General features: G+C 48.2%; 8 protein-coding genes. 7 read left to right on the top strand and 1 reads right to left on the bottom strand.

The genetic code is table 11. The features are described from left to right. Window positions 1-70: 70 nt before the first annotated feature. The 7 genes from BLW59_RS08785 to BLW59_RS08750 all read left to right on the top strand — a co-directional run bounded on the left by BLW59_RS08785 (window position 71) and on the right by BLW59_RS08750 (window position 13,335). Window positions 71-2,401 (top strand): phosphoadenosine phosphosulfate reductase family protein, encoded by a 2,331-nt coding sequence (locus BLW59_RS08785; RefSeq protein WP_074697486.1) that lies wholly within the window; start codon window positions 71-73, stop codon window positions 2,399-2,401. Window positions 2,402-2,417: 16 nt separating this feature from the next. Next, window positions 2,418-6,629, top strand: coding sequence for a hypothetical protein (locus BLW59_RS08780; RefSeq protein ID WP_074697485.1), 4,212 nt, complete (start codon window positions 2,418-2,420; stop codon window positions 6,627-6,629). Between the two features lies 1 nt (window position 6,630). Further along, entirely contained in the window at window positions 6,631-8,952 is a 2,322-nt protein-coding gene (gene pglZ, locus BLW59_RS08775; protein WP_074697484.1) for a BREX-4 system phosphatase PglZ, read from the top strand. A gap of 19 nt (window positions 8,953-8,971) precedes the next feature. After that, on the top strand, window positions 8,972-10,438 hold the full coding sequence (gene brxL / locus BLW59_RS08770; RefSeq protein WP_074697543.1) for a BREX system Lon protease-like protein BrxL: 1,467 nt from the start codon (window positions 8,972-8,974) through the stop codon (window positions 10,436-10,438). Further along, the gene (locus BLW59_RS08765) at window positions 10,435-10,638 is read left to right on the top strand and encodes a hypothetical protein (protein ID WP_074697483.1); all 204 of its coding nucleotides are present in this window, start codon (window positions 10,435-10,437) and stop codon (window positions 10,636-10,638) included. Before brxL ends, BLW59_RS08765 begins: the two co-directional genes overlap by 4 nt. A gap of 12 nt (window positions 10,639-10,650) precedes the next feature. Continuing rightward, window positions 10,651-11,784 (top strand): cysteine desulfurase family protein, encoded by a 1,134-nt coding sequence (locus BLW59_RS08760; RefSeq protein WP_074697482.1) that lies wholly within the window; start codon window positions 10,651-10,653, stop codon window positions 11,782-11,784. 747 nt (window positions 11,785-12,531) lie between these two features. Continuing rightward, the gene (locus BLW59_RS08750; RefSeq protein ID WP_074697480.1) at window positions 12,532-13,335 is read left to right on the top strand and encodes a Cof-type HAD-IIB family hydrolase; all 804 of its coding nucleotides are present in this window, start codon (window positions 12,532-12,534) and stop codon (window positions 13,333-13,335) included. A 247-nt stretch (window positions 13,336-13,582) separates the two neighbouring features. Here the strand turns inward: BLW59_RS08750 and BLW59_RS08745 are convergent. Next, on the bottom strand, window positions 13,583-13,807 hold a 225-nt coding region (locus tag BLW59_RS08745; RefSeq protein ID WP_139283611.1), incomplete at its 5' end, for a transposase.

Below are 13,807 nucleotides of genomic sequence, written 5' to 3'. Positions count from 1 at the left end.
AGCATGGCTGGATTTCAGGTCATGTGAGTTGATGCTAGCAGATATAGATTAGAGAGGGCAATGGTTTTTCATGTACAAGTACGAATGGGACGAGGAGACAGGCGGGCTGATACTTCTACCAGAGTTGGAGAAGATGAGTTTGGAGCCAAGGCCTGTATATTACAGGGAACTGGATATCTTGGGGTTTGACAAATATTGGAACTATCCCAAGGACGATTCGGCTCCTTTGCTTTGGGCAACGGCAAATAATTACATCTACAGGGGCCGTCTGGTAGCCAAGACCAAGGGCGGGGCACTGTATACTCCTCCTGAGTTGGAACTGATAGAAGAACCAGAGCCGGATGGTCAGCCTTTGCGCCCAGTGGATATAAAAGGCATGGTGGAGAAGAATGCCGCTTTGCTGGAAACACTGGAGCAGGAGACTATCCAAGGGATTTACAATACTTTTGTGAAGTATAAAAACAAGGTAGATGTGTTTTACGTTGCCTTCAGTGGCGGCAAGGATAGTATTGTGACGCTGGATCTTGTACAGAAGGCTTTGCCCCATAATGAATTTATGGTGCTGTTTGGGGATACGGGGATGGAGTTCCCGGATACGTATGAAACTATAAAACAAGTTCAGGCAATATGCGAAACAGCAGAAATTGACTTTCATATTTCTAAGTCTGAGCTTGATACATTGGATTCATGGAAATGGTTTGGTCCTCCTGCAACTGTGAGCAGATGGTGTTGCAGTGTACATAAAACGGCTCCACAGATTTTGCTGTTGCGAAAACTTTTGAACAAAATAAAATTCAAAGGTATGGCTTATGTTGGAGTGCGTGGGAGTGAGAGCTTGGCACGCAGTAAGTATGACTACATTTCGTATGGAGGAAAACATCAAGGGCAATATAGTTGCAATGCTATTTTGGAGTGGAATTCGGCAGAAATTTTTCTTCATATATTCAAATATAATTTAGTCCTAAATGAAGCATATAAAAAGGGAAATCGTCGTGCTGGCTGCTTGATATGTCCTAGGGCTGCTGAAAGAAATGATTTTATGAATCATTTTTGCTATAAAGACCATGCGGAAAAGTTCGTACAAATAATACGTGATTCCTATAGTGAGAGTTTTGCCAACAATGACTTGTTGGAGGATTTTATCAGGAAAGGTGGCTGGAAGGCTAGAAAAAACGGAAGGGATGTATCTAATCCTATAAATTATAAAGAGAAAATAGAATTCAAGGGGACTTGGTTGTTAATAGATAACCCCCATGACGATTGGAAAGAATGGATTAAAACTGTAGGTATCTTGACACACGAGGAAGATTCAGGTTTTTATACTGTCAACTATAATAATCAATTATACAATATATCGATAGAAGAAAGGAACGACGGTTATGCTTTATATATTGACAAGGAGACGGCAATAAAGCGTCCTGAATTTGTTAAAATACTTAAACAAGTATTCCGCAGGGCAGCTTGTTGTGTGCAATGCCATGAATGTGAGGCTAACTGTCCAAATGGTTGCATTTCTTTTGATAAAGGAAAGGTACAGATAAGTGATAATTGCACACATTGCCTTCAATGCTACAGTATAGAGAAAGGCTGCTTGAGATACAAATCACTAGAATTACCTAAAGGAGGACTAATCATGGCTGGGAAAAGCGTAAGCTTGAATACATATTCACATCACGCACCCAAATTGGAGTGGATAAAACAATATTTTTCTTATAAGAATGATTTTGATGAAAATCATTCATTAGGTTCACAGATGTATAATTTTTTCAAGCGATTTTTAAGGGATGCTAAGTTACTCGACAAGGATGGCTTTTCTCAAACAGCAGAAATTATAGATAAGATAGGCTTAGAAAAACCACAAGCTTGGGGAATTATGCTGGTTAATATATGCTATGCACCTCAGGTTAATTGGTTTGTGAAGAATTTTGATTTTGGGCAGACTTATACAAAACAGTATATATCATCCAGTTTGATAAATGTTGGAGCAAAAGAAACTTGGACTGGTGACATAATAAGTTCTTTAGGACGCTTAATGGAACTTCCTTTTGGTGAAATAGGTTTAGGAGAAATACAAAAATCTGGGCGAACTATTTCAGGGGTGACACGGCATAGATGGAATATGCCAGATGCAACAGTCATACTTTATTCTCTCTACAAATTCGCCGAAGCCTGTGGTGGCATATATCAGTTCTCATTGGCAACTCTGCTGGATGATGAGATAGAGCGTGAAGGTGTGAGCCCTACTCGTATCTTTGGGCTGGACAAGGAAACCATGATGCCTCTTTTGAATGGTCTTAGCGCCAACTACCCTGAATTCATTTCCGTATCCTTTACCTTGGGCATGGATTCCATCACTCTGCGCAGTGAGAAAAAGGCTGAGGATGTACTGACATTATTCTGAAGAAGGAGCTTTTGTCATGGCTGAGAGCAAGAAATACCGCGAATACTTCGATATCAACCCTAAATATTACGCCGCCGTTACTCCAGAATTGGTGGATGCGGGAGAGGTGTCCTGGAAATCTTTCTATCCACATGAAACTTTCTTGAAGCTTCTGAAAGAGGTGAAAACTGTCCTGTCAGGACAGGATACGCGTTCTATGTGGGTGGAGGGTGCTTATGGCACTGGCAAATCCCATGCTGTCTTTACCATCAAGAAAATGCTGGAGGCAAGGGACGAGGAGATCAGGGAATACTTTGAAGACTACGGTCTCAGCCGTGACCTTTGCCAGCAGATCATTACCGGCAAAAATAAGGGCAAGCTCTTGGTGGTTCAGCGCACAGGCTCCAGTGATATCAAATCCGACCAGGAGCTTATCCTCAAGGTGCAAGAAACTATCATGGCTGCTCTTGCCCAAGAGGGGATTGAGAATCAAGGGGAAGGTGCTCTTTCGGGAGCTGCTCTGAACTGGCTGCGGGAAAAAGAGTCCAACCGAAAGTATTTTTCTGCTTTGATGTCCGAGGAAAGATATTCATGGGATTTCAGCAGCAAGCCGCTTGAGCAGGTTATGGAGATTTTGGAGAAGGGGAGCGATGCAGAAAAGGCCGTTATGATGCGGGGGATTATGAAAGTAGCTAGGGACAATAACATCCTGGCTATGCAGATGGATGCTCCTGCTATGGCAAAGTGGTTGACGGATCTTATTGCCAAGAATCACTTGGGTGGCATTATCTTTATTTGGGATGAGTTCACTGATTACCTACGCGATAACAGTAATTCCCTGTCAGGTTTCCAGACATTAGCCGCTCTCAGTCAGGACCAGCCATTCTACTTCCTTATTGTCACTCACGGTAGTGAGCAGTTGATTGCCAACTACGATGAGGTGAAGAAAATACAGGGGCGTTTTTTGCAGACGGTGAAAATCGAGCTGCCGGACAACATTGCTTTCCGCTTGATGAAGCAAGCCATGAAGACCACCGGTGACGTAGTGCTCAAGGAGAAGTGGAAGCAGTATGCTGCCAGCCTCAATGTAGAGCTGGGCAGCGTGCGAAAGGTAATACTGGATAGTCTGGGCAGGGATGGCATCAAAGACGAAGATTTGCGAGGCATTGTGCCCATGCACCCGTTGTCTGCCCTCCTTTTGAAACATATCTCCACCGTGGTGGGCTCCAATCAGCGCAGTATGTTCGAATACATCATCAATAACAATCCTGATGCCCACGATTTCAAGTGGTACATAAACACTTATGGGCCTATGGATATGGATGCCAGAAGCTTGCTGACCATAGATATGCTGTGGAACTTCTTTAATCTTGCGGGGCAGAATGGCCAAGTTGTGGTGAACAGTACGGTGCGTGTTATCTTGGGGAATTATAATCTCCACTCGATGGAGAAATACAGTTCGCAGGAACAGCGTGTCTTCAAGACCTTGCTGCTTTTGCAAGCTATCTCCAGTCAGCTTGGTGGCTCGGTGGAACTTCTGCGGCCTACAGACAGAAATCTTGAGCTGGCCTATGATGGTACAGATTGGCAGCGGGGGAAGGCCACAGCCATAGCAGAGCAACTTTGCAAGGATAATCTGCTTTTCAAGCAGACTGTGGGCAAGGACACTGAGTATACTGTAGCCAGCAGTCATGGTGATGCCGGTGCTGTGGAGAAGAACAAGAAGAATATCCTGGATAATATGAAGACCGGGGAAATGGTGATGAGAGCCAGACTGCTGGAGGCCATCAGCCTCCCTCAGAAGGTGAAGAATCGCTTCCGCCTGACAGCGGTTTCCCTGGCAGAGTCCTTGTCCCGGAAGGGGGCTGCCTTGGCGGCTGATCCGGTGCCATACGGCTTCCATGTGGCGGCAGTCTTTGCTCTGGAGGAGCAAGAAAGCCAAAAGGCCAGACAGGAAATAGAAAAATTGGTGCGGGAGGAGCGTTACAAGGGGATTTACTTCCTGGATGCTACTTCCATGTATATGGGGTTAGACCAAAAGGAACAGTATGCCAGTGACATGGCCTACAGTGAATACTATCTGAAGCAGGACAAGAAAACCTCTGAGAACTACAGTGGACGGGCCGAAGAATGTCTTGGCAGTTGGCGCAGCCGGGTGGAGAATGGTTCTTTCATCCTTTATAGCTATGATAATCCTAGCGGAGTGCGCCTGCCCAATCTTCAGTCTCTGGTGGAAGAATTCCTGCATATCGAAGAGCAGGTCTATCCCTACAGCCTGGCTTCCTTCAATGTCATTGACAATATGTTTAAGAGCAGTGCCTTGGGCCAGGGGGCTGGTTGCGGCATTAAGGAAAGTCTGGAGGGCACTTACAAGTCTCCGAACAAGCAGACCAGCCTTGACACTGCCCTTTCCGGGGTATGGAAAGTGGAGAACTACTGGCAGGATAGCGCCAAGCAGAGCCTGCCTCTTGTTCGGGCCAAGCTGAAGGTGGAGGAGATGATTGCAGAAGCTTTCAAAGAGGCCGGACGCATCAGCATCAGAGCTATCTTTGAGGAGCTGCGGGGAGGCAAGTTTGGCTATATGCCTTGCAACTTCACTTCTTTTGTCTTGGGCTTTTTGCTGAAGGAATATGCCCTGCCCAAATTCTTCTGGAGCAATAGCTCCACCAGCAAGCCCATGAGCCAGGACGTGCTGAAGAAGATGATTGCAGATGTGCTGAATCCTCCCAGAAATTACAAAGAAGAATTCATCGTGGCCATGAGCCCCCAGCTGAGTGCCTTTTTGACAGAAACTGCCGGTATCTTCCACCTGCCCCAGGAAAACTGCGGCTCCGTGGAGCAGGCCAGGGACTATATCCGCATTAATATGAGAAAGATGGATTTTCCCATCTGGTGCTTGAAGTCCATCCTGGGCAAGAAATCTTTGCGCTGTCCTGCAGATACGGTGGAAACTGCCATAGACGACTATGTGGGGATAGCCAATACTGCTAATGGTAGCGGCGGCACTGAGAGCGACCTGGCAGGACAGCTGGGACAGCTTTTCCTGGACAATAAGGAACTGGCGGCAGACCTGGCCGATCTGATAAAAAATGATGCTATTAGGGAGGGCATGAAGGAATATGTGAGCACCTACAAGGGCGGAGAAATTCTTTCCCTGACAGGGGAAATAGGCCCAGGTATCAGCTACCTGGATGATATCCGCGCCAAATTCAACGCCGATGCCGCCAACTGGGTTTGGAATCAGCAGACTGCTGATGAAAAGGTAGACGATGTAATCCTGGAGTACCGCATCATCAAGGAGAGCAACAAAAGCCTGCCCAAGACCTATGCTCTCCCGGAGACGGTGCGGGCCTGGAATCAGAAGACGGATAAGATTCATATTGCATGCGAAGCCATGTCTATGGAAGACTGCGGTTTGAAAGATCTCTTGCATCTTTTGCATAAAATGAAGCAGCAGGATACCTTGCCGGAAACTGACAAACAGGCTTTCTGTGATAGGTTGGTCAGTGACAGAGAGAATTTCGAGGACTTCTATAATGGGCAGTTTGCTCATTTCTACAAAGCCTCCAAGTCCATCCTCAGAAATATGTCCGAAGATGAGGCCAGGGAACTGTTCGAGAACTTTGCCGACAGGCAGTTCACAAAATCCAGGACTGATTATTTCCGTTATGTAGAAGCTGCCGCCAAGGAATTTGTGGAGAACCAGGCCAAGACCAAGCTTAGAAACCTCTGGAAGGAAAAGACGGGCACCAAGGATCCCTTTGAGTGGTCCAGGAAGAACCGCACACCTATTCTCTGTATGTTTGATGAAGATGAGCGCCACAGAGTCAAGAAGGTTTTTGGGGCCATGAGGGCGCAGAATCCCCATAGAGAAGATGTGGAGGCTGCCTTTGCTTTCTTGTCTGCTGCAGATTTCTATGGCAGGTTATCAGACCCGGCAGAGATAAATGCCTGCTTCAAGAAACGGGTTGTGGGTGACTATGATGTGATACTCGAAGATATAGAGGCAACAAGAGATTATCTTCAGGAGCATGCCGCGGATGAGGCTTATTACTGGATGGACAGCGATTCGGTGCGCAGCAAGCTCAAGGATTTGGCTGAAAAAGAATACATGACCAGCGGCTGCGAAAAGGCACTGGAGATTGTGGAGGAGCTGGATGAGCGTGAAATGCTCCAGTACCTGAGAACTCTCATAGGTGAGAGTTTGAACGTAGGCATCGAGATTTTGAAACACGGCAGGAGGGAATGATATGCGCTGCCAAGACGTGGACAGCTGCCTGACAGAGGTCAGAGCCTATCTGGATAATGAAGCGGCAGGATACTCACTGCTGGTCAATGTGCAAGACTACGGCTGCTATCATGACCTGCTGCAAAGGCTGGAACAGGACATAACGCTGGAGAAGGTCTTTGTCTCTGACTTTTGCCAGGAGCATGGCTTGCCCTTTTTGGAAGAAGCCTACGGCAAAGCTTTTGCGACAGGAAATCATGTCCTCATAGGCATTTCCCAGGTGGCCGCTTTACGGGGGCAGGAGACGTTACGGCAAGAGGTGCAGAGAGCGGCCAACCACAGAACCAAAGGGCACACGGTGGTGCTATTGGAGCATGCAGAGTCTGTTCTGGAAAGCCTTGTCCAGCTTGATCTGCGCATGGAAAGACGCATTGTCCTTTGGCAAGGCAGTGCTTCACCGTTGCCGCATATAATCCTGGCTCAGGAAGATAAAAAGGGAACAAAATCCCTGACAGATATCAAAGGACTTTTGCAAGCACTGGAAAGATTTCGGGGAGACGGGGCGGAACTTTTGGTGGCTACCGATTTTTCTCCGAATATCTTTGCAGGCAGTCTTTACCTTGTCAGGCGGGAGGACAGTTCATACAAGAAGCTTAGAAAAAATTATCCGCTGCTGGCAGACAAGGCCGTGGAGGAGAGCTTTGGCAAAGAGGCAGATTGGCGGCAACTTTGGGATATGGTGGATTCTGAGGGCAGCCTGGAGGCGGCGCTGGAGAAAGAAGTTGGCCCCCTGAATCAGCTGGAATGGCAGCTGCCCAAGGTAGCTGCATCCGCCGATGAATATCAGCGATGGCTTTATTGGCTCGCGCTCAAATGCTTTCCGTCATGCAATGAGTATTTGCATCTTGCTTTGCAAAGCAGTGACAGTTTTTCTGGGCTGGTGTGCGAAATCTACATGCACCTGCTTGAAATTTCCTGGCAGGATGAGTCCTTTGGCACTCTTTACAGGGAAAGGAAAGAGCTGCTGGATAGGATGCCTGAAAATCACAAACTGGTACTGGAATACTGCAATAAGACAGGCAGGTGGGACAGGGCTGGCCTGCGCTATCTGACGGATAGTACAGAGGAGGAAAGGTTCAAGGTACTGCAGAATCTGGAAAACTATGATTACGACAGGCAGGAACTGGAGGAAATCCTGAGGACAGTTGCGCCAGAACTGGCTCTGTATGTGAAGCCTTATGTCTTTACGCCTTACCAAACCAAGATTTCTGCGGAGTCGGCGGATATGCTGGATGTACTGTCTGATTACTTTACGGCTTACAAAATGCAAAAGCTGACTAATCGTCTGCAACCGGAATTCTTGCAGCAGGTGGAAGGATTTGCCCAGGAAAGGCCCTATAATTGTTTTCTGCCTCGCTGTGCGGTATTGCGTGAACTGGATTGCAAGGAGGCGGAAGCCTATTTCTTCGATGGTCTGGGGATTGAGTTCCTTTCCTACATTGAATCTAAGTGCGAGAAGCTGGGGCTTCAGGCTGAGGTGAGGCTGGCAAGATGCGAGTTGCCCTCCATAACTTCCCAGAACAAGGATTTCTATCAATTTTTTCCTGAGGGCAAGGAAATAAGAAAGATTGATGCCTTGGATGAGTGCAAGCATCATTCCAAGAAATACGATTACCAAAAGTGCAGGGAGCCTTTGCATCTTTTTGAGGAACTGTCCATCATAGACAAGGAAATGGAGAGTATCCATAGTCGCCTTGCTTTGGGGCAGGCGGAATCTGCCGTGATAGTATCTGATCACGGTGCCAGCCGTCTGGCGGTGCTCAAAGGCTCTGAGAGTTCTATCATTACCCTGGAGGAAAAGGGACAGCACAGCGGTCGCTGTGCTCCGGCGGATAAGGATCCTGTGCTGCCTTATGTGGCCTATGAGAATGGCTATGCGGTACTGGCCAATTATGACCGGTTCAAGGGCGGTCGCAAGGCTGATGTGGAGGTACATGGCGGCGCAACGCTGGAAGAAGTGCTGGTGCCTGTCATTTTGCTGTCCTTGCCAGGGGAGCGGGCGGAATACAGCTTCGTTGAGGACAGGCTCCCCTTTGCTCCAGGCAAGGTGCCGCATTTGCGCCTGTTTTCCACACAGATTATGCGTACGCCGGTTTTGAAGGTCAAGGAAAAGCTCTTTGCAGGCACACTTTCTGCAGATGGGCAGCATGCGGATTTTCAGCTGGAAGGCATTCGCCGCAAGGGCAAGTATGTGGCGGAGGTATATGAGGACGGCAGAGCCCAAGGGGTGAAGCTGAACTTTGAAATATACAAGGAAACCCAGGAGGATGACCTGGGGATTTGATGAGGCGGAGGCAAAGCATATGAATAAGTTTACCTCTCCTGAATATGGGGAGCGGCTAAAGGATATGTTTGATGAGATGGTTGTATATAAAGACTTGCAGGAAAGCAGTTTCATCAATGCGTTCAAATTGCCTTCCTTCATGCGGGATTGGGTTATGAAAAAATTCCAGGAGGAAGACGGAAGCATTGACCACGAGGCAACTGCAGACTATATAAAAAGATATATTCCCAAACAGGAGGATTGGAAATCTATAAAGAATCGGGTTGTCAATGAAAATGAGCGAGTGAGCTTTTTGGCTAAAGTCTCGGTGGACATTGATATTAAAACCCAGCAGGTTTCTTTTGATTTGCCTGATTTCAATCTATCCCACAAAGATACTGCTATTCCGGAGGGGACCTGGCAGCAGTGCAGCGAGGCTTTGCTGAAGGCTGATGAAAATTGGGGGGTGGTGGAGCTGGGCTACCAGCCACCCTTGGGCAAGAGCCAGCCGGGTAAGATTATCTTGACGGGGTTCAAGGACTTCCGCCCTTACAGAATTGATCTTGATGAGTTCAGGGAAGCTGCGCATCAGTTTAAGATGGAAGAATGGATAGATATTGTACTGGGGGCAATAGACTATAATCCTGCGGGGTATATGGACATTGGACAAAAGCTGGCCATGCTTACCAGACTCCTGCCCTTTGTGGAAAAGCGGCTGAATCTCATTGAACTGGCTCCCAAGGGCACAGGCAAGTCATATCTCTTTGGTTCCGTGAGCCGCTATGGCTGGCTCTCCTCTGGCGGGGTTATGTCCAGAGCCAGGATGTTTTACAATTTGGGAAAGCGCACAGATGGCCTGGTGGTGGGCCATGATTTCGTGGCGTTGGATGAGGTGCAGACCATCAGCTTCACAGATGTAGATGAGATGCGGGGAGCCCTGAAGGGCTATATGGAAAAGGGTAAATGCACCGTAGGTGAAAAGGAAGTAGTGTCCGATGCCGGCATAGTGCTTTTGGGCAATATCAGCTCAGATTTGATGACGGCAGATATGAGGGAAAATGTCTTCCAGGAACTGCCGGAGGTGTTCAAGGAAAGCGCTCTCATAGACCGTTTCCACGGTTTTCTGCGGGGGTGGGACTTGCCGCGCATGACCGAGGATTTGAAAGTTAAGGGCTGGGCGCTGAACTCTGAGTTCTTTTCCACTGTCATGCATGAAATGAGGGAGGATCCTGTCTATCGCACTGTGGTGGACCAATGGGTCATTGTGCCTGAGGGGGCGGATACGAGAGATACGGAAGCCATAAAAAGGATTGCTACTGGGTTTTTGAAGCTGATTTTTCCCTATGTGAGGAAGCCGGGTGATATAACGGATATGGAGTTCAAGACATATTGCCTGTCCCCGGCCTGCCGCATGAGGGATACCATCCGCTATCAGCTGGGCTTGCTGGACAGCGAGTACAGGGGGAAATCTATCCCCGCTTTGGAAGTGAGGAATATAGGAAATTGAAACGTAAAGAAGAACATATCTGCGCAGCTTGTGGCAAAGGACCTCTTAGCAAGGATGAAACAGGCATCAGTAAAAAGCTCTTGGATGATGATGTTTTTTACTGTCTGGACTGTTTGTCTGCCTATTTTGAAGTGGATGTGCAGGATCTCCTGGATAAGATAGAGGAATTCAAGGAGCAGGGCTGCACACTGTTTGCTTAGGAAGTTGAGGCCATGAAAAAGATGATTTATGCAGACCACGCTGCTACCACCAGGCTGAGTGAAGCGGCGTATCAGGCCATGATGAAGTACCTGGAGCGGGACTACGCCAATCCATCTTCTTTGTATAGCCAGTCAATATATGCGCGTCGGTCTTTGGGAGAAGCTAGGGAGAAGATAGCAAGTCTTATTGGGGCAAAGCCACAGGAGATATATTTCACCTCAGGTGGTACGGAATCGGATAACTGGGCTCTGAAAGGAGTAGTGGGAGCGCAGCCTGGAAAACTTCGGCGCATTGTCACCTCCAGCATCGAACATCATGCTATACTTCGCCCTTGTGCCTTTCTTGAGGAGTGGGGGCATGAGATTGTCCACATTGGGGTGAGCCGGGAAGGTGAAATAGATTTGCCAGCCTTTGAGAAGGCTATGGAGGAGAAGCCAGCCCTGGCTTCGGTGATGCTGGCAAATAATGAAATAGGCACGATACAGCCTATAGCAAAATTGGCAGATTTGGCCCACGCAAGCCAATGTCTTTTCCATACGGATGCAGTGCAGGCTGTAGGGCATATACCCGTGGATGTAGAAGGGGTTGGCGTGGATATGCTTTCTGCCTCAGCCCACAAATTTGGCGGTCCCAAGGGCATAGGCTTCCTGTATGTGAGGGAAGGGGTTGTGCTGTCGCCCCTGCATCATGGCGGTGCACAGGAAAGGAGCTTTAGAGCAGGGACGGAGGATGTGGCATCTATTGTAGCCATGGCGGCAGCTTTGGAGGAAAGCTGTTGCCATATGGAACATACTACGGCTCATTTGCATGAACTGGAAAGAATTGTTCTGGGAGAAATGGATAAGAGCGGCATTGCATACCTTAGGAACGGCGGCAGCAAAAAACTGCCTGGGCTTTTGAGCCTTTCCTTCCCAGGACAGGAGGGGGAAAAGCTCCTGCATCGCTTGGATCTTTTGGGGGTTAGCATTTCCACAGGTTCTGCCTGCAATTCCCGCGAGACGGAAATTTCTCATGTGCTCCGCGCCATAGGGCTGGAGGAAGAATATGCCAAGGGGACTATACGGATTTCCCTGGGGGCAGAGAATACTTGTGAAGAAGTTTGGGCACTTGCTAAAATATTGAAAAAGGTTTTGGGATATTTATGAAAAGAGAGCCTCACCTTGCGGGAGCTCTTGTGTCATAGCGTTTTTACGAATTGACGTTTCTGGTTGCACGGTGGTAAAATATGCCTACTTGGAGGCTGTTTCCTCCAGAGCGAACGCGGCATATGGATAATGCCGTTATCGATGATGCATAATGATGGTCATGCTGGTCGAGGCTGTGCCTTGGCGTAAATAGCAGAAAAGGGAGTGGTGCTTCTGCACCACAAGAAAAATGGGGAAGGCACTTGTGGCCTTACTAAAACAGCCGAATATAGCCAGGCTGCTGGAAAGGTTTTCCTTTCCGGTTGCAGTTGCGCTATGGTCAATGGCAGCTTTCATAGTTGTTGTTGTTGCGTATATCTGCTTGGTTTTGCTAGGCTATGCTGACATCCGGCCTTTGTTGCTGGTGATAACAGCGTTCCATTAATCCCCCGACGGCATTCCGGGCATGAAAAAACCGCCCTGCGAGGCGGTTTTCCGGATGTCGGTGGCCATCAGCGCTAGCACCGCTGTTTGTATGGCCGAAAATCATATTCGAAAGTGCAAATACGTCAAGGCGACCATCGTTGTGGTTCGCTCTTTTTTTATGCTCTAAATATAACAAATTCTCATATTGAAGTCAAGTTGATACCAGACATTCATGTATGGGGCTTTTTTGCAGAAAAGAGCAGGGATGATTGACAGTTGTCAGCAATAATTGCTAGAATAAAGTGGGAATTATTTGAAAATCATAGCTGGGGGGCGTGTGCGTTGGGAGATATTAAAATCGTCTTTTCGGACATAGATGGTACTTTTTTGAATGGTGACAGCCAGGTGAATCCCAGGACGGGGCAGGCGGCCAGGGCTTTGGCAGCGAAAATGCCCTTTGTGCTGGTGTCGGCCCGCATGCCTGAGGCCATTTATCCAATAACCAATGAAATCGGCATCAAGATTCCCGTCATCAGCTACAGCGGCGCCCTGGTGCTGACGGAGAAGGAGGAAGTCCTCTACGACAAGCGCATGACGGGCACGGATACGGGCATGGTGCTGGGGGTCATCCAGCGGGACTTCCCCCAGGTGACCCTGAATTATTACGCTGGCCGTCACTGGTATGTGGAGGGCATTGACGAGCGGGTGCAGACGGAAATGGATATCACCAGTGCCACCGCCGAAGTGCGGGATTTCGAGGAAATACTGCTGGCAGAGGAGATGCCCAACAAGATCCTGGTGATGGCTGACCCGGAGGACTGCGAGAGAATGGAAGCGGAGCTGTCGGAGAAATTCCCCTCCCTGCATATCGTGCGTTCCTCCGCCTTCCTGCTGGAAATCATGGACAAGAGCGTCAGCAAGGCCACGGGCATCAAGGTCATGCTGGAGCATTATGGAATTGCGGCAGAAGAATCCCTGGCCTTTGGGGACAATTACAACGATGTGGAAATGCTGGAGTTCTGTGGCAGGAGCGTAGCCATGGGCAATGCCCCGGAGGACATCAAGAAGCTGGCAGATGAAGTGACCCTCAGCAATGATGAAGACGGGCTGGCAGAGTATCTGGTGAAGAATGGGATTATCTGCTAAGGAACTGTTGCTAAGGAATTGTTGCTAAGGCGCTCGGGGCACAGGCATAGCAACGCTTCACTTGGAATTTTACCATAGAATCTAAGCTCCCACTGCGCGTTGCTCTGCTTCGAGGCTGTCCCAAATTCTGTGTAAACTCCATATCGTGATGTAAAATTGTTATTAAAACAAGAGGTTTAAGCCCTTGTCACTAATACCAACCATATTTCTCTCTGCACGTCAAGAAATCCTTGAACGTGCAGATTTTTTATTCCGGAAGCCTGTCTTCATAATAGACGGCCAGCTGGGCATGGATAATGCTCCAATCCTGGCGGCGGCCTGTCCATTTCTTCGTTATGTCCATCATGGCAAGGTAGAGCATTTTCAGCAAGCTGTCATCTGTCGGAAATACGGACTTGGATTTCGTCACCTTGCGGAGCTGGCGGTTGAAGCCTTCTATGGTATTGGTGGTATAGATAAGTCGCCTGAGTTC

The sequence above is a fragment of the Selenomonas sp. KH1T6 genome (assembly GCF_900108415.1).
GTDB lineage: Bacteria > Bacillota > Negativicutes > Selenomonadales > Selenomonadaceae > Selenomonas_B > Selenomonas_B ruminantium_A.
The sequence above is the reverse complement of the archived record's forward strand: the minus strand, read 5'-3'. Positions and strand labels throughout refer to the sequence as shown.